Genomic DNA, 17,837 nt, shown 5'->3' with positions numbered 1-17,837 from the left:
GTATGGATACTGTCGATCTCAAGCTGGCCCAGGACTGCGAGGCGCTGGCCGTCGCCGCCAGCGAGGGCGTGGCCTGGCTGAAAGGCGCCGCCGTCCAATCGCCGACGGTGGCCCAGCAGGCGCCATCGCTGATCAGCGAACTGCAGAAGGTTCGCAACCAGAGCCGCAAGCTCGCGCGCGCCGCGCGCCGGCGGATGTGCGTCGGTGTGTTCGGGCCGAGCCAGGCCGGCAAGTCCTATCTCGTGTCGATCCTGGCCAGCCGTGACGGCCATCCGCTGCAGGCGCGCTTCGCCGACAAGACCTACGACTTTCTGCGCGCCATCAATCCGCCCGGCAATCGCGAGTCGACAGGACTGGTCACGCGCTTCGGCCTGGGACTGAGCGACGGCGCGTCCGACTTTCCGGTGCGTGTGCGGCTTCTGACCCAGACCGACATCGTCAAGATCCTGGGCAATTCCTTTCTACTCGACTTCGATCATCAGAAGGCCGCTTTCGAACGACCCGACGGCGGCGCGATCCGCAAACGGCTCACCGAGTTGCGTTCCAAGGTGATGCCGACGATGCCGGGCGATCTCGACTCCGACGATGTTCTCGACCTGATCGAGTACTTCGACACGTTCTTCGCCGGCGTCACGGCGGAACTGCGCACCGAGTACTGGCGCGAGGCGATCGATCTGGCGCCGCGTCTCTCGGGCCGCGACCGCGCCAAGCTCTGGTCGGTGTTGTGGTACGACTTCCAGCCCTTCACCGATCTCTATCTCACCCTCTACGAGGGACTGGAGAAGCTTGCCTTCGCGCCGGAAGCCCTGCTTGGCATGGATGCGCTGATCCCCCGCGAGAAGAGCATCATCGATGTGCTGACCCTCGATCGCCTCGGTGCGGATGCGGGCGACACCCTGCTGGTCCGGCCCAAGCAAGCAGACCGCATGGCCTCGGCGGACGCCCGCCTGCCGCGCTCGCTCGTCTGCGCGCTGACCGCCGAGCTCAACGTCGCAATCAACGAGAAACCGTGGGATTTCTTCGATCACACCGACCTGCTCGATTTCCCCGGCGCGCGATCGCGGCTGAAGCTTGCCAGTTTGCAGGACGTCGCCAAAGCCAAGGGCGTGGCGGAAGGCGCCAACCCGCTGCGCGAGCTGCTGCTGCGCGGCAAGGTCGCCTATCTGTTCCAGCGCTACTCGGCCGAGCGCGAGCTGTCGGCAATGCTGCTCTGCATTCCCGACGGCAATCAGGAAGTCCGCGATCTTTCGGACATGATGGCGGCATGGATCGATCAGACGATCGGGGCCACTCCGGCCGAACGTACCAAGCAGAAGAACGCATTGTTCCTGGTGCTGACCAAGATGGACCGCGAGTTCGAGCAGAAGGCCGGCGAGACCGAGGAATCCCGCCGGCTGCGCTGGAGCGCGCGGCTCAACAACTCGCTGGTGAACAATTTCCGCGGCGAATGGCCCACCAACTGGAACGGCCGGCCATTCGACAACACCTTCTGGCTGCGCAATCCGACGGTCATCGACGAGCGGCTGATGGATTATCGGGACGGCCGGGAGCTGGGCGTCGCCGAGGCCTTCGCCCAGCGCGCCATCGAGCTGCGCGGTCACTTCGTGGAGAATTTCGACGTTCAGCGCCATTTCGTGGATCCGGCACGGGCCTGGGATGAAGCCTTCAAGGCCAATGACGGCGGCGTCTCCTACCTGGTGAAGAACCTGATCCCGGTCTGCGATCCGGCGATCAAGCGCTCGCAGGTGCGCGGCCAGCTCGAGGTACAGGTGCGCCGCCTCGTCCACCGGCTCGCCGGCTTTCACAGCGCCGCGGATGGCGATGCGCGCGCCAAGAAACGCGAGCTGGTTCACACCGTGCTGCGCGGGCTCGCGACCTGCATCCAGCAGCAGCTCTTCGGCGAACTGGTCGCGGCCCTGCAGGTGGCCGACAGCGCCCTGCGTGACATCTACTTCCGAATCTCGACAGCGAGATCGGCCGAGCAATCCGACAACCGCAACGGCCGCGCGCCTGGCCAGGTGACGCAGTCGACCGGCGCCACGGTCGACCTCAGTGCCATTTTCGCCGACGTCTTCGGGGAAGAAGAGGGCCGCGCGGCGCCACCGGCAGGCGTGCTGGAAGATCGCGCCGAACGGTTCGCGCACGAGGCGGCGGAGTATTGGCTCGAGAACATGCGGCGCATCGGCGCCGACGACAAGGCTCTGTCGCATTTCGGTGTCGATCGGCAGCATCTCGGCTGGCTGATCGACGAGTTGGTGGTGGGTGCCCATCGCCTGAAGCTCATCGACCAGCTCTCGCTCGATGTACGGACGCTCGAGAACGCCGCCAACGCCAAATGGGAGGATATCGCCGAGCGCCAGGTACGCACCGCCGCTTCCGCGCTGAACGGCTATGTGAGTGCGCTCGGCTTCGATCGTCTGCCGCTCGATCAGCGTCCTGGCCTGCCGCCGCACTCCCCGACCCGCCGCGTCTTCCAGAATCCGCCGGTGCCCGTGGACGGACCGGTCCTCAGTGAGGATCCGGCGGCGATCTACGCCGACTATTGCAAGGACTGGATGCGCGCCTTCCTCCAGCTCGCGATGGACAATGTGGGTTACGAAGGTGGCCGCGAGATCACTGCCGAACAGAACGAGCGGTTGGGCGCGATCCTGCGCGCCGTACCGGCATAGGGCGTCGATGCCTGTTCGAGCCTCCGTCCTGCAGCAGCCGGCGCCAGGCCACGCCATCCTGCGCGTGACCGACCTCGACGCGCCGGCGGAAGGGCTGACACTCTCGATCCAGCGCCAGCAGGCCCCCGATTCGCATCTCGCCGAGGATGGCTGGCGACGCACCGAGGCATGGCTGCGGCCGGACCAGGCAGTGCGGGTCAGGGGCGTCCTCGACTTCCATCTCGGACCGGAGATCTGCGACCGACTGGCCGGCATTGCCACCGTCCGGCTGCGCATCAGAGAGCCCGAGATCGGGGTGGTTGCCTCGACCGTCGTCGCCTGGCCGGCCATGCTGACGTCCGGCGCCGTCGACACGACACAGCGCCCGCCAGCCGAAGAATCACCATTCCGCTTCCGGCGCCCTCCGCCGCCACCGGTCGAACCCCCGGCCCCGCCGTTCGAGCCGCAGCCCGCGGAGCCGCCGTGGCCAATCCCTGAACTGCGGGCCGCGCGCGATCAGGCGCCGGAGCCATCCCGGTCAAGCATCGCGAGCTGGGCAATGACGGCGCTCGCGCTGATCATCGTCGCTGCGGGCGGTTACTATGTCTACGCCGCTTATTTCGAGAAGAAGGACGGCACCCAGGTGGCCACGGCCGGGCCTCCACCCAGGACCGACGCCCAGCCTCCGACAGCCCCTGCCGCGACGTCTCCCGAAGCGCCGAACAAATCCATCCGCGACACCGTGGCAGACTACCTCGCCACCAAGCCCACCGCCGAGGCGATCCTGGCGAAGGGCCGTGAATACGCCCAGGCCGGCAATTTCGCCGGCGCGTTCCTGCTCTGGCGTCAGGCCGCCGAGGCGGGCAATCCAGAGGCAGAGGTCGAGATCGCCGGCTTCTACGACCCGTTGGCGCCTCGGCCCAAAACAGGATTCACGCCGGATGGAGCCCGGGCCGCCGACTGGTACGAGCGGGCCGCACTCGCCGGCAATGCCGAGGCGCAGCGCAAACTTGGCCTCTTGTTCGCCATGGGCGCCGCCGGCGTGGCGGCCGACTCGGCCAAGGCGAAAAACTGGCTGCAACAGGCTGCCGCCCAGAACGACGTCGAAGCCAAGAAGGCGCTCGAGCAACTTTCGAAGAAGTAGCGCCAACGTCTATCCCGAACGCGTTGTCATCCCGAGCAAGGGCACGGGGCTCTTGTGGCGGCGCGAAGGATCCTCGCTCACGCTCGGGCTGACACTGATTGGATTTACGTCTTGTGTCCGGGAGCTGTTTCCTCCGGCGGTGGCGCGGCGTTCGGCGCCGACTTGCCGAGCGGGTCCTTGATCGTGCAGACATCGGCCTTCAGCCGCTCCTTCAGGACGGCGATCTGCTCCTCGATCTGCTTGTTGGCGGCCTTCTGCTTGTCGATTTGATCTTGCAGCGCCTTCACTTCCTTTTCGTCCGGGCCGGGCGGCGCGGGTGGCGGCGGGGGCGCGGGCAATTGCACGGCGACATTCACGATCGGCCGGTAGAAGAGATACCAGCCGAGCGCCAGCCCGGCGCCGACCAGAAGGGCTCCGCCCACCAGCCCGCCCAGGATGAGCGGCCAACGCGGACGGGAGCGTTCGGCTGACTCGGCAGGCGGCGGGGTTTCGGCCATGGGCGCAGTTGGGCTCCTGTTGAGGCTGCAGTCAACACTTGCGGGGCGGCGGAATTGGGGCGGCCAAGTGCGCGCCACGAGGGCCACGATGAGCAAATCTCCTGCACCCGGACTTGCCCGACCGCCAGCCCTATACCCTATATAAGGGTACTGAATACCCGAAAGAGGAGAGCGCCATGACCGCCTGCATCGTCGGTTGGTCCCACGGCAAGTTCGGCAAGCTCGACGGCGAGACCAGCGAGTCACTGATCGCCAAGGCCGCCAGTGAAGCGATCGCCCATGCCGGCATCGAGCCGAAAGATGTCGACGTGATCTATGTCGGCAACATGAACGGCGGCTTCGTGCGCCAGGAATTCCATTCTTCCCTGGCCTTGCAGGCTCATCCGGACCTTCGCTTCAAGCCATCGACGCGTGTCGAGAATGCCTGCGCCACCGGATCGGCGGCGATTCATATGGGGCTCAATACGCTTGCAGCCAGGAAGGCGCGCTTCGTGCTGGTGGTCGGCGTCGAGAAAATGACCGAGCTCAACTCGGCGCAGGCGGGCGACGTGTTGATCAAGGCTTCCTATGTCGCCGAAGAAGCGAACATCGAGGCGGGCTTCGCCGGCATCTTCGGCAAGATCACCTCTGCCTATTTCCAATGCTACGGCGACAAGTCCGATGCCCTCGCCAGGATCGCGGTCAAGGCCCACAGGAACGGCGCCAGGAATCCCTACGCGCACTTCCAGAGGGAGTTCGCCTACGAGTTCTGCCGCAATCCCTCCGACAAGAACCCGTTCGTCGCCGGGCCTCTCAAGCGTACCGACTGTTCGCCGGTGACCGACGGTGCCGCCGCGGTCGTCCTGGCCGATGTCTCGACGGCACTCGGCATGAAGCAGGCGATCGCGTTTCGCGCCGCCGAGCACGTCAACGACTTCCTGCCGATGAGCCGGCGAGACATCATCAAGTTCGAGGGACCACAGCTTGCCTGGCAGCGCGCCCTCGCTGCCGCCAAGCTCGACCTGCTCGACCTCTCCTTCGTCGAAAGCCACGACTGCTTCACCTCGGCGGAGCTGATCGAATACGAAGCCATGGGCCTCACTGCGCCGGGAGAAGGCGAGCGCGCGATCCACGAAGGTTGGGTCGAGCGCGAGGGCAAGTTGCCTGTCAACGTGTCGGGCGGTCTCAAGGCCAAAGGCCATCCGGTCGGTGCCACTGGCGTTTCCATGCATGTGATGAGCGCCATGCAGCTCGCCGGCTCGGCGCCGGAAGGTCTGCAGCTTCCCCGGGCGAAGCTCGGCGGCGTGTTCAACATGGGCGGCGCCGCCGTTGCCAACTACGTGAGCATCCTCGAGCCGCTGCGTTGAGACGACACTCCCGCATGTGAGCCTGTGTTGGCGCGACCGCGTTGACCGACACGCCTGACGGCCGTCGATAGCGACGCTGTGCCAATTCAAACACAACTTTCGCCCCAAGGCGTCACACCGCCCACCGGCCGAACATCCTAGATTTCGTCTGCGCGCGAGCGGGAAGCTCCCGACATCGCGACGCCCGGTTCGACGGGTTGGATCGTGCGATCTGTCGTTCAGGCCGGTCGGCCGGATTGGTGTGTGGGAATCGTCGCGTCGAGAAGGCGGGCTGGTGGCCCGACAGTCTCGTTTCGCATCCTGGTCGCTTTTGGGGAAAGCAAGCCTGGATGCCCTCGAACTGTTCTTCCCGCTGCGGCGTCAGTTTGGGGAAGGATGGTCATGTTCGATTCTGTTTCGGATTGGCGCAACGCAGTGCGTCGAGTGCCCAACCATGGCGCTGTCGTCCGTAGCTGGGTGCGACGGGTCGAGGTCCTGCCCATCCTCGGCGTGCTGGTGGCCGGTACATTGGTGGCCGCCGCCTCGCCGGTGTCCGACTCGTTTGTCGGTCGCGGCAAAGCCTACAACGACAAGGGCCAGTGGGATCAGGCCATCAAGGAGCTCGACGAGGCCATCAGGTTCGATCCCTCTTCCGCCAACGCCTTTCTCAATCGCGGCAACGCCCATCGTGGCAAAGGCGAGCTGGATCAGGCCATCCAGGACTACGACCAGGCCATCAAGCTCAACCCGCTCGGCGCCCTCGCCTACCTCCATCGCGGCAAGGTCTACAACGACAAGGGCGAGTACGATCGCGCCATCGTCGATTTCGACTCGGCGATCAGGCTCGACGTGACAGATGCCAATGCCTTTTTGAACCGGGGCAATTCGCATCGTGCCCGAGGCGAGGAGGACCTCGCCCTCCAGGATTACGACCAGGCCATCAAGCGCAATCCGAACGATGCCGTGACGTACATCAATCGCGGCAAGGTCTACAACGACAAGGGTCAGTACGGTCGCGCTATCGAGGACTTCGACCGCGCCGTGCAGCTCAACCCGAAGGATGCGAATGCCTTCCTGAATCGTGGCAATGCCTACCACGGCAAAGGCAATTCGGCTCGCGCCATTCAGGACTACGACCAGGCCCTCAGGCTCAACCCGAACGACGCCGTGACCTACATCAACCGCGGCAAGGCCTACACGGACAAGAGCCAATACGATCGCGCCATCGCGGACTTCGACCACGCCATCGAGCTCAATCCGAATGATGCCAACGCCTTCCTCAACCGCGGCAATGCTTACCATGCCAAGGGAGAGCAGGATCGCGCCCTGCGGGACTACGATCAGGCCAGAAACCTGAAGCCGAACGATGCCGTTGCCTTGAATAGCAGCGATCGACGGTAGACGAACCCGCTCGGAGGCCGAATCACGACGCCGAACGCTCCACGGTATTCGACATCGGATCCGGACTCGCACCGGCGTCGATCAGGATCGACTGGCAATGCGCCGGCCTGCCGGCCCACTTCGATCATCGGGTTCGGCGCACAACACATTCGATGAGAGGCAATGCGATCAGGCCTCTGCTGTTGACGTTCCTTGAGCCCGCAAATGAGCGACTTGGTCCCGCCAGCGGCACGCCCTCTGCGTCGAACCGCTCGGTGTGTACCTGGTCGATGGACGACCCGCTGACCGGCAGTACGTTGAGCTGAGCTCCTCGCGTCCGTGTCGACGACGAGCAACACATCGCGGGGCGGAGCGGAAAGGCAACTACGGCGCCTGCCGGTATCTGTCCCAACGGCTGCAAGGCGAATAGCGACCGGCGCCGTGCCCGGTCGCTTCATTGCAGCCGCTTGAGCAGCTTGTCGCGGACGGCGGGATCGCTCTGGGCCACATTGACGATCGAGGTATATTCCTCGACCGACAGGCCCTGGTCGGTGACCGCCTTCTTCATGGCGTCGTTGGCCTCGCCGATGAGACGTTCCTTGTCGGCCGCGGGCGCCTTGGCGATCCTGTCCTTGTAGCTGTTGCTGACGGCGGACACTTTTTTGACGGCTGCCGCCGCGGCGTCGAGCTTCTTGTCGGGAATACTGGCAGGCGACGTCGTGCCCGGCGTCTTTGTCGACGGCGAGGAAGGTTGGTTCTGTGCGGTTGCGGCGGGAGCGGACAGAGAGCCCGCAGCAGCGAACATCAGTGCGGCGCAAAGCCCGGTGGTCAATCTCATAGGGTCTCCTTGTTGGATGTCCTCTTCGTTGGGTGTCCTCTTCGGGAAAGCCGCGCGCGGCGCGACATCCAGGGTTCATTCGGCAGAAACCAGCAGTGGCCGGCGGCGGGCGACCGGCAGCCGGCACAAGGTCGTCGCCGTTGCGCCGGCGATTCGAACGGATCCTAACGGATCCGCTCACACCCGCGATACGGTCAGTGTCGGAGATCGGTCTCGAGATCGACCACCAGTTCGGTCGGCTCAGGTTCGTGCGGCTGCAGGCTCGCCGCGCTGTCATCGGTCCAACTGGCCAGGTTCACTATCACGCCAAAGCGATTGTCGGCCTGCTCCGCTTCGACCGGCTCGACGATATTGAGGCCGTTGTTGTCGAGAAAGTACGTATGGTCGCCAAACAGCCGTTCCAGTTTCGGTATCGCGGGATGTTCCGCTGGAATGGCCTGAGCGTCGAATTGATGCAATGTCCGCTCGATCTGCGAGGAGTTCAGCTTCATCGCATACCCTTCCGATTGGGGGTTTCCGTTCGCGTATCGGGTTCTGCGGAGGCCTCCCACTTGAAGTGGTGATCGGGAAGTAACGACTATTGATTCGTTCGGCCCGTCCGCTCGTTCAATCTAGACCCAACACTCACGCGGTCAACCCGCCTGTGGAATAATTTGCGCCCGCATTCTCACCACATTTCAACTTCCGGCAGACGACAAGTCCGCAGGCTCGCTGCGGCCTGCGCGCCGTTCTTCCGCGCCGGCGGCAATCGGCAGGCCCTGACGCAGCAGGCCCAGCTCGCAGGCCTTGATCTGGAGCGCGAGGTATTTCGAGTAGATGCGGCACTGGGCGAGGCTGCCGGCGATGAACCAAAGTCCCGGCTGCGCCGTGGCAGCGAACATGTTGCGCAGTTCCTGACCTTCGCCGAAGCCCCAGATCGGACCGACGCGGGCGGCCACCTCGTCGCCGAACAGCTTGCGCACGAGATGTTCCTGACCTTTGTATCCGGTTGCCAGCACGATCAGGTCGGCGGCGAGCATGTCGCCTGAGCACATTCGCGCACCTTCGGCGACGAACCGGCTGATATCGGAGAACTGCCTCAACCCGATCTTGCCCTCGACCAGAAGATCGGAGCAGCCGACGTTAAAGTAGTAGCCGCCGCCGCGGGTGAGATATTTGAACTGCCAGCCCGTGCCGTCCTCGCCGAAATCGAGCCGGAAGCCGATGCGCTCCAGTCCGTCGAGGAGTTTCCTGTCCATGTTCCTGGCCCGTTCGGTGAACAGGACGTGACTCTTCTTCGCCAGCGCCAGCGGCGTCGCGACCGTGACGAGATCACAGTCCTCGAGCGAAGGCCCCTCGTCGTACAGCGCATAGGGTAGCTGTGCACTCGGTTCGACGTTCACGATCAAGGTCGGGCTGCGCTGCACGATCGTCACTTTCGCGCCGCTCGAATGGAGATCCTGAGCGATGTCGTGGCCGCTGTTGCCGGTGCCGATGACCAGGGCGTTCTTGCCCTTCCACGCCTCGCCGTCATCGTACTGGCTGGAATGCAGCACCTTGCCGCGAAAGTCCGGCAGCGTGGCGATATCGGGCATGTTGGGAATGCCGCTCACGCCGGTTGCCATGACGACATGGCGTGGTCGCATCTCGCGGCGCATGCCATCGGCGCGGCGCAGCGTGACGATCCACTGACGTGCCCGTTCGTCGTAGAGCCCGCCCTCGAACTCGGTGTCCGGCCAGTAGTTGAGCTCCAGACTCTCGACATAAGCTTCGAACCAGCCGGCGAGCTTGTCCTTGGGAATATAGGTCGGCCAGTTTGGCGGGAACGGCATGTAGGGCAGGTGATTGACCTGCACCTGGTTGTGCAGGGTGAGCGCATGGTAGCGCTGGCGCCAGTTGTCGCCGATGCGCGGCATACGGTCGACGATCAGCGTGTCGACCTGGAGCTGGGCCAGCCGCGCGGCAATCGACAAGCCGGCCTGCCCGCCGCCCACGACGAGCACGGCGGGATCGCGGTCGGCATAGGCGACGGCAGCCTTCCGGAGATCGAACCAGTTGGGCCCGCGAAAGTCGCGTGAATAGGAGTCACCATGCGGCCGCGCCCGGCCGATCTGCTCCTTCTGACCTTTCAACTCCTCCAGCGCTGTGAGCAAAGTCCATGCCTTCAACGTGCCGCCGTCGCCACCATCCGGCGTAAGCCGCAGGACGCCGCTGCCCTGGCCGTGCGCCGTCTCGAATCTGAAGATCGCCTCGATGGCTTCGCAGCCCGCGCGCATCACCCGACGAGGCGCGGTGCGCTCGGGGTCGATGGTGAAGTTTGCCGGTCGAGCCCGGACCGCGCAGGCCTTCATCGCCTTCACGATGGCGTCGCGGCCGCTGACGGTTTCGATTTGCCAGGTGAGCGCCAGGACGTCGCGCCAATGGCTGTCGACGTGAAACAGGGCCTTGAGCGGAGCCTCGTCAGCCTGTGAAAGGGCGTCCTCGAATTGCGCGAACCATTGCGCGACAAGCGCTTCGATCTCCTTTGTTCCGCCCGGCATACGGTTCCTCCAACAATCGGTCGCCGCGAGCAGGGCGGCGGCTTTGGGTCGTCATCGATTCGATCCTATAGTCATTTCCGGCCGATGTCGGGCAAAGAGGTCGCGGATGCGTCAGATCGATCAGATCCAGAGCGATGCCATTCTTGCCGCGATGCGGCAGGTGGCATTGGCCGGCGGGCCGCTCACCGACGCCGACAAGGCCAGCATCCTGGCCGCGGGACGCTATCTGCTGCGTCGGACAGGAATGAAGGACTGCGAGACCTTGCCAAGGGTCGCGCCTCCCGATCTCGCTGCAACGCTCAAGGAAACCGCCGTGAGGACCGAAGCGGTAAAGTATCTCACGGTCATGACCATGGTCGACGGCAGCCTCGACAAGATGAAGGTGGCGCGGGTGCTGGATTATTCGCGCGCTCTCGATGTCGAGGAGAGCTACCTCACCGAGATTGTCGAAGCCGCTTCAGGCCATATCGCCTGGTCGCTGGCCGACATGACACGACAGAACATGGAAAGCATCACCGGCAAGCCTTGGGGCGACAGGGATCCGATGCCGTGGTTCCTGCCCTATGTAGGCGACAAGGCCGATCCGCGGCTCGCCGAGCGCTACGAAGCGCTCGGACATCTGCCCGACGCCACATTCGGCAGGACGCTCTGGGCCTTCTACAAGAAGAACGGCTATGCCTTCCCCGGCGATCCGGCGGCTCTCAACGAACGCTTCGGCACGCCGCACGACTCGACGCATGTGATCTCGGGCTACGACACGAGCGCACGCGGTGAAATCCTGGTCTCGACCTTCACCGCGGCCATGCATCCGGTCAACCCGATGGCCGGTCACATCCTGCCGGTCATCTTCAGCTGGCATCTCGACATCAAGATCAACGACGTCGCCAAGTCGACCGCCGGCGGCCTCGATCCCGACGAATTCTGGCACGCCTGGGCGCGCGGCCGCGAAATCAAGACCGACATCTTCGGCGCCGATTGGCAGGTCTGGAACTGGGTCGAGCGCGACCTCGAGGAACTTCGCCGGGCACTGAACGTGACGGCTGCAGGGTGAGCGCGGTCCCTAGACCACTGGACTCATGCCGCCATCGACATTGATCGCGACGCCGGTCACATAGGAGCCGGCATCGGAGCAAAGAAAACAGGCCATGCGGGCGAATTCCTCCGCCTTGCCCATGCGGCCGAGCGGGATGCGGCCCTTGGCCATGCCGTCGAGGAACTGCTGGTAGGTCTTGCCTTCGCCGGCCGTGGTCTTGTGGCGGCGCACCCACTGGTCGCTGTCGATCAAACCCACCAGCATCGCGTTCACGAGCACATTGTGCGCGGCGTTCTCCTGGGAGAGCGCCTTGGTGAGCGCAAGCCCCGCGGCGCGGCTCACGCTGGTCGGCGTCGAATTGGCGTTCGGTGCCTTGGCACCGATATTCAGTACATTGAGGATGCGGCCCCATTTGCGTTCGCGCATGCCGGGCAGCGCGAGCCGGATCGTTCGGATCGCGGCAAAGAGCTTGAGATCGAGATCGCCCTGCCAATCCGCATCGGTCACGGTGTCAAACGGCTTGGCGTGGCTGACGCCGGCATTGTTCACCACGATGTCGACCTTGCCGAAGTCGGCCACGATCTTCTTCCATGTGTCCGCGATCGGCCCGGCCTTGGCGACGTCGCAGGAATAGGACTCGATCTTGCCATTGGTCTTCCCGGCTGCCTTCTGCACTTCCGTTCTGGCCGTGGCGAGCGCATCCGCTTTCCGCGCCAGCATCGCCACCGAACCTCCCGAGGCGGCGAATTCCCTGGCCATGGCAAGCCCCAGCCCCGCGCTCGCGCCCGTGATCACGGCGACGCGGCCGTCCATGCGTACGTCCATCGATTCCTCCAGTCAGGCGTTGAGCTTAGCGATTGCCGCCAGGATGCGCTCGGGCGTCGCCGGCGCATCCAATCGCACTGCGGTCTGGCCCTGACCGGCAGAGGCGATCGCGTCCTTGAGTGCGTTCCACACCGCCGTTGCCAGCATCAGCGGCGGCTCGCCCACGGCCTTGGAGCGGAAGATGGTAGCTTCGATCGCCGGCGCACTGTCCAGCATCCTTACGTTGAAGATCGCCGGTACGTCGCGGCTACCGGGAATCTTGTAGGTCGAGGGCCCGACCGTGCGCAGTCGGCCCTCGTCGTCCCACCAGAGCTCCTCGCAGATGAACCAGCCCTGCCCCTGCACGAACGCGCCCTCGATCTGGCCCAGATCGATCGCCGGATTGAGTGAGGCGCCGCAATCCTGGACGAGATCGGCGCGCAAGACGCGGCTTTCGCCCGTGAGTGTGTCGATCGCGACTTCTGCGGCTGCAGCGCCGAACGAGTAGTAGAAGAACGGCCGACCGCGCATCGTCACGGGATCCCAGTGGATCTTGGGCGTCCTGTAGAAGCCCGTCGAAGAGAGCGACACGCGGCCGAGATGGCAAAGTCGCGCCAGCTCGCCGAAGCTCAGCACCTGGTTGCTGCCGGGTTTGGCGATACGCACGTTGCCGTCCGCGAACTCGATCTCGCCCGGGGCCGCACCAAAATGCTCGGCGGCGAAGGCGATCATGCGCTGCCTGATGGTGTTGGCTGCTTCGAAGGCCGCCCAGCCGTTCAAGTCAGAGCCGGTCGAAGCGGCGGTAGGCGAGGTGTTGGGCACCTCGGCCGTCGAGGTCGCAGACGGCCTCACGCGATCGAGTTCGACCTTGAAGACCTCGGCTACGACCTGCGCCACCTTGACGAACAGGCCCTGCCCCATCTCGGTGCCGCCATGGTTCAGACGGATCGAGCCGTCGGTGTAGACATGGACCAGCGCGCCCGCCTGGTTCATGTGCGGCAGGTTGAAGGAGATGCCGAACTTCAGGGGGAACAGGCCAAGCCCGCGCTTCAGCACGGAGCTGGTCCGATTGAAGGCCGCGATCTCCGCTCGCCGCCGCTCGACCTCCGCGTCGCGGTGAAGCTCAGCCCAGACGCGCGGCAGATGATTCTGCTCGACCTTCTGGCCATACGGGGTCTCGTCCCTCCCCTCGCCGTAGAAGTTGAGTGCGCGCACTTGATCGGGATCGCAGCCGAGATGGCGGGCGATGCGGTCGAGCGCATCCTCCATCACCACGACGCCTTGCGGGCCGCCGAAGCCTCGGAATGCCGTGTTGGACTGCTTGTTGGTCCGGCAGGCGTAACCGACGGCGCGGAAATGCGGGATCCAATAGGCGTTGTCGGTATGGGTCAGCGCGCGTGCCACGACGCCCGGCGTGAGATCGAGACTCCAGCCGGCATCGGCCGCGAGCATCGCATCCAGCGCCAGCACCCGGCCCTCGCCATCGAAGCCCACCGTGTAGCGGCAGAGGAACGGGTGGCGCTTCCCGGTGGTGATCATGTCCACTTCGCGCGGAAGGCGCAGCTTCACCGGGCGTCCGGTGCGATGCGCCGCCAGCGCCGCCGCACCAGCGACCCAGGAGGCGTTGCTCTCCTTGCCACCGAAGCCGCCGCCCAGCCGCCGCACAACAGCGGTCACGCGATTGTAGTCGCAGCCCAGCAGGCGGGCGCAGATATGCTGGACCTCGGTCGGATGCTGGGTCGAGGAATGCACGACGATATCGCCATCCTCGCCCGGCAGCGCGAAAGCGACCTGGCCTTCGAGATAGAAATGCTCCTGCCCACCGACACGGAACTCGGCGCTCAGCCGGTAGGGTGCCGATTTCAGAGCTGAGTCGACATCGCCGCGCTGCAAGGTCGAGGGCGCCTGCACGAAGTCTTTCCTCGCCAGCGCCGTCTCGATATCGAGAATCGCGTCCGCCGATTCGATGTCGATGATCGCCCGGTCGGCTGCCAAGCGAGCTGCGTCGAGAGTGCGCGCCACCACCAGCGCCAGTGGCTGGCCCGCATAGGAAACCTGATCGCTCGCAAACAGCGGCTCATTCTGGCCCACGGGCGCCACGTCGTTCTTGCCCGGAATGTCACCCGGACCGAGCACAGTGACGACATCGGACGCAGCCGCGACAGCGGACAGATCGAGCTTGCGCAGGCGGCCGGCGGCAACCGGACTGAGAATCAGCGCCGCCTGCAGCGTGCCCGGCGGCTCAGGCAGGTCATCGATATAGAGTGCCTGTCCGGTCGCATGCTTCAGTGCGCTGTCATGCCGGTGGGGACGATGGACGGTCATAACGCCTCGACTTCGACCGGACGATCCGGCTCGGCCAGCCGCACTTCCAACCGGCGCAACAGGTTCATCGCGACCTGCAGGCGGTAGACAGCCGAGCCACGCCAATCGTCGATCGGTTGGAAATCCTTCGGCAAGGCGGTCGCTGCCGCTGCGAAACCGTCCTTCAGCAGGGCCGCCTCGGCGTGGCTTGCCCGTTTGGGCGTGGCCGCCATGCCGCCGAAGGCCAGCCGCACCTGTTCGATCCGTCCCTCCTTGATCCGCACGCGGTAGGAACCGGCGACGGTCGAGATGTCCTGATCGCGCCGCTTGCTCACCTTGTCGCAGAAAAAATGCTCACCCGGAGAGAGCCGCGGCAGAGTGAAGCTCTGGATCACCTCGTCGGGGGCCAGCGCCGTCCGGCGATAGCCGAGAAAGAAATCGTCCAGCGACAGATCGCGAACGCCGCGCTTCGAGACGAGCTTGAGGCGCGTTTCCAGCGCCAGCAGCACCGGCGGCATGTCGCCGATGGGGGAGGCTGTGCCGAGATTGCCGCCGATCGTGCCCATTGTCCGGATCTGCCGCGAGCCCAGGCGGGACAGGTAAGGTCTCAGTGCAGGAAAGGCTCCGATCAGCGCCGGCATCGCCTGCGTGTAAGAAACGGCGGCGCCGATCGTGATCTCATCCTTGCCCTCCTCGATGACGGTCAACTCCGGCACCTGCGCGACATGGATGACCGATCGCGGTGGCTTGCGCGCTCGGCTCGCCAGCAGGCCGAGATCGGTGCCACCCGCTAGTAACGGGGCATCGGGATAGTCTGCACGCGCCTTGAGAAGATCGCCAAGGCTGCGCGGTGCGAAGAAACGACCGTCGAAGACTGCCGAGCCGTCGCGCTTCGGCGGCAGCACCGCCGGCTCCGCTGCGATGCCGGCCACTTGCTTCATCGCGGCGACGATCGGGCGGTAGCCGGTGCATCGGCAAAGATTTCCGGCGAGCGCATCGTGGATGGTTTCAAGGTCGGCCGACTCACCGCCGCACGCGAAGGCGTAGGCGGTCATCACGAAGCCCGGGGTGCAGAAGCCGCACTGAGTCGCATCGGCCTCGGCCAGCGCGCGCTGCACCGGATGCACGCCGCCATCCTTGTCGCGCAACCCTTCGACAGTGCGCACTGACTGGCCGTCGATCTGGCCGAGGAGCGCGATGCAGGCGTTCATCGCCTCGTGCCCGCCGTGGGCGCGCTCCAGCACCACCGTGCACGCGCCGCAATCGCCTTCGGCACAGCCCTCCTTGGTGCCCTTGAGACCACGCTGCTCGCGCAGCCAGTCGAGCAGAGTCGTCATCGGTGAGGTGTCCGACAGCTCGACCGGCAGACCGTTCAGCGCAAAGCGTATGCAGTCCGCCATGCGGACGAGGATGAGCGGGCAGAGACAATCCTGCAAGCCTTACACTGACTTGCCCCGAACGCGTGTTGCACATGCCTGGCCTCCATGGTGCACTTTGCGCACCACAAGGAAGGGATCACATGGATCCGTATCGGTTCGGCTATTCACCCGTCGTCGAGCGACCAAAGCTTTCCTGGCCCGACGGCGCGCGCGTCGCGGTCTGGGTTTGCCCCAATATCGAGCACTACGAATACATTCCCGCCGAGGTGCGCGTGCGCAACCCCTGGCCCCGCATGCCCCATCCCGACGTGCTGGGCTATGGCGGCCGGGACTACGGCAATCGTGTCGGCCTGTGGCGCATGTTCGAGGTGCTCGACAGGCATAGCATCCGCTGCACCGTCTCACTCTCCATGTCGGTGATGGAGATGTATCCCCAGATCCTCGAAGCCATGGAAGCGCGGCGCTGGGAATATATGAGCCACGGCTATTTCAACACGCGCTACCATTGGGGCTACAGCGAGCAGGAAGAGCGCGAGGTCATCGAACACAGCAAGACGACGCACCTGCGCCTCACCGGCCGCAAGCTGCGCGGCTGGTTCTCGCCCGCCGTCTCCAACACTCTCAACACGCCGGATCTCGTGAAAGAGGCAGGGCTCGAGTATTTCTGCGACTTCTACCACGACGATCAGCCGACGCCGGTCGCGACGAGACATGGTCCCCTGATCCACGTGCCCTATTCGATGGATCTCAACGACGCGATGATCTACCGCCAGCCGGTCGAAGCGGAGGAATTCGCGCAGATGATCGTCGACCATTTCGACACCGTCTACCGCGAGGGCGGCGAGAACGGCCGCGTGATGTGTCTTGCGCTTCATCCCTACATGATGGGCGCGCCGCACCGGCTGAAATATCTCGATCGGGCCCTTGGCTACATCCGCCAGCACAAGGATGTCTGGATCTGTACCGCCGAGGAGATCCTCGACTGGTATATGGCGAACGGGCTTGCCGCCTACCAGAAGCATCTCGGCAAGGAAGCGTGAGATGAGCGGTCCCTCCGTTTCCAAGAACCCGCCGCCTCTCAAGCCAGGCATCGACAACGCCTGGTACGACTACTCGCCGTATCCGGTCCGGCGGCCCCTCGAATGGCCGCACAAAGCGCGTGTCGCCTTCTGCGTCGTGCTGCATCTCGAATACTACGAGCTGTTGCCGGCGGAGGGCAGCGTGAAGGACGGACGCTTCGTCGGGGAATTCGGCAATTTCCATCCCGACTACCGCACCTGGACGCAGCGCGAATACGGCAACCGCACCGGAATCTTCCGCGTGCTCGACGTGCTCGACCGCTACCGGATTCGGGCGGGCGCGGCCGTGAATGCGATGGCGGCCGAACGCTACCCGTACCTGATCTCCCAGTTTAAGAAACGCAAATACGAGTTCATCGCCCACGGCGTTTCGGCCAATCGGATGATCTCCTCCAGGATGAGCGAAACCGAGGAGAAGGCCGAGATCGCCTCCGCCAAGACCGCTCTCGAGAAGGCCGCAGGCGTGACGCCCAAGGGCTGGCTCGGCCAGGAGTATGGCGAGAGCCAGCGCACACCGAAGCTGCTGGCAGAGTCGGGCTTCGACTATGTGTTGGACTGGCCGAACGACGACCAACCGTATCCCATGAAGGGCGGCAGGAAATTTATCTCCATGCCGAACCAGCCCGAATGGGACGACGTGCAGCAGCTATGGCTGCGCCGCATCAATACCACGCGCTATCCCGATCTGGTGGCTGACGCCTTCGAACTTCTGCATCGCGAGGGCGGCCAGGTGTTCAGTCTTTCCATCCATCCGTGGCTGATGGGCATGGCGCATCGGATCCGGTATCTCGACGAAGCGCTGCGCCGCATCGAGCGTTTCGGCAACGTCTGGCATGCCACACCCGGCGAGATCGCCGCCCACTACGCGGAGACGATGATGGAATGAG

14 protein-coding genes are annotated in these 17,837 nt (G+C 64.7%); 7 read left to right on the top strand and 7 right to left on the bottom strand.

The window, feature by feature from the left end; translation table 11 throughout:
• The first annotated feature begins 2 nt into the window (after window positions 1–2).
• Complete coding sequence (locus VH499_RS10765; protein WP_332052727.1) at window positions 3–2,669, top strand: virulence factor SrfC family protein; 2,667 nt, start codon at window positions 3–5, stop codon at window positions 2,667–2,669.
• 7 nt (window positions 2,670–2,676) lie between these two features.
• A complete protein-coding gene (locus tag VH499_RS10760; protein ID WP_332052726.1) occupies window positions 2,677–3,792 on the top strand; it encodes a tetratricopeptide repeat protein in 1,116 nt (371 codons plus the stop codon).
• Window positions 3,793–3,896: 104 nt separating this feature from the next.
• Here VH499_RS10760 and VH499_RS10755 read toward each other — a convergent pair whose 3' ends face one another.
• Complete coding sequence (locus tag VH499_RS10755; protein WP_332052725.1) at window positions 3,897–4,289, bottom strand: hypothetical protein; 393 nt, start codon at window positions 4,287–4,289, stop codon at window positions 3,897–3,899.
• A gap of 176 nt (window positions 4,290–4,465) precedes the next feature.
• On the opposite strand from VH499_RS10755, the gene VH499_RS10750 reads away from it, so the two are divergent.
• Complete coding sequence (locus tag VH499_RS10750; RefSeq protein ID WP_332052724.1) at window positions 4,466–5,635, top strand: acetyl-CoA acetyltransferase; 1,170 nt, start codon at window positions 4,466–4,468, stop codon at window positions 5,633–5,635.
• A 381-nt stretch (window positions 5,636–6,016) separates the two neighbouring features.
• On the top strand, window positions 6,017–7,015 hold the full coding sequence (locus VH499_RS10745) for a tetratricopeptide repeat protein (protein ID WP_332052723.1): 999 nt from the start codon (window positions 6,017–6,019) through the stop codon (window positions 7,013–7,015).
• A gap of 433 nt (window positions 7,016–7,448) precedes the next feature.
• Here the strand turns inward: VH499_RS10745 and VH499_RS10740 are convergent, their stop codons facing one another.
• The 3 genes from VH499_RS10740 to VH499_RS10730 all read right to left on the bottom strand — a co-directional run bounded on the left by VH499_RS10740 (window position 7,449) and on the right by VH499_RS10730 (window position 10,351).
• Window positions 7,449–7,832: a DUF4168 domain-containing protein gene (locus VH499_RS10740; protein ID WP_332052722.1), complete on the bottom strand. Its 384-nt coding sequence runs from the start codon at window positions 7,830–7,832 to the stop codon at window positions 7,449–7,451.
• 194 nt (window positions 7,833–8,026) lie between these two features.
• Window positions 8,027–8,323, bottom strand: coding sequence for a hypothetical protein (locus VH499_RS10735; RefSeq protein WP_332052721.1), 297 nt, complete (start codon window positions 8,321–8,323; stop codon window positions 8,027–8,029).
• 186 nt (window positions 8,324–8,509) lie between these two features.
• Complete coding sequence (locus tag VH499_RS10730) at window positions 8,510–10,351, bottom strand: NAD(P)/FAD-dependent oxidoreductase (protein WP_332052720.1); 1,842 nt, start codon at window positions 10,349–10,351, stop codon at window positions 8,510–8,512.
• A 106-nt stretch (window positions 10,352–10,457) separates the two neighbouring features.
• On the opposite strand from VH499_RS10730, the gene VH499_RS10725 reads away from it, so the two are divergent.
• Window positions 10,458–11,402 carry a hypothetical protein gene (locus VH499_RS10725; RefSeq protein WP_332052719.1) on the top strand — a complete coding sequence of 315 codons (945 nt, stop codon included), beginning with the start codon at window positions 10,458–10,460 and terminating at the stop codon, window positions 11,400–11,402.
• A gap of 9 nt (window positions 11,403–11,411) precedes the next feature.
• On the opposite strand, the gene VH499_RS10720 is transcribed toward VH499_RS10725, so the two are convergent.
• Genes VH499_RS10720 through xdhA form a run of 3 tightly spaced genes read right to left on the bottom strand, consistent with a single transcriptional unit; the run spans window position 11,412 to window position 15,892 of the window.
• The gene (locus VH499_RS10720) at window positions 11,412–12,209 is read right to left on the bottom strand and encodes an SDR family oxidoreductase (protein ID WP_332052718.1); all 798 of its coding nucleotides are present in this window, start codon (window positions 12,207–12,209) and stop codon (window positions 11,412–11,414) included.
• Window positions 12,210–12,221: 12 nt separating this feature from the next.
• The gene (xdhB, locus tag VH499_RS10715) at window positions 12,222–14,513 is read right to left on the bottom strand and encodes a xanthine dehydrogenase molybdopterin binding subunit (protein ID WP_332052717.1); all 2,292 of its coding nucleotides are present in this window, start codon (window positions 14,511–14,513) and stop codon (window positions 12,222–12,224) included.
• A complete protein-coding gene (gene xdhA, locus VH499_RS10710) occupies window positions 14,510–15,892 on the bottom strand; it encodes a xanthine dehydrogenase small subunit (RefSeq protein ID WP_332052716.1) in 1,383 nt (460 codons plus the stop codon). The genes xdhB and xdhA overlap by 4 nt, the downstream gene beginning before the upstream one ends.
• A 119-nt stretch (window positions 15,893–16,011) precedes the next feature.
• On the opposite strand from xdhA, the gene VH499_RS10705 reads away from it, so the two are divergent.
• Window positions 16,012–16,911, top strand: coding sequence for a polysaccharide deacetylase family protein (locus VH499_RS10705; protein WP_332052715.1), 900 nt, complete (start codon window positions 16,012–16,014; stop codon window positions 16,909–16,911).
• Window position 16,912: 1 nt separating this feature from the next.
• Window positions 16,913–17,836, top strand: coding sequence for a polysaccharide deacetylase family protein (locus VH499_RS10700; RefSeq protein ID WP_332052714.1), 924 nt, complete (start codon window positions 16,913–16,915; stop codon window positions 17,834–17,836).
• Window position 17,837: the final 1 nt, after the last annotated feature.

It is taken from the genome of Reyranella sp., assembly GCF_036558665.1.
Lineage (GTDB): Bacteria > Pseudomonadota > Alphaproteobacteria > Reyranellales > Reyranellaceae > Reyranella.
This window is presented reverse-complemented; position numbering and strand designations above follow the sequence as displayed.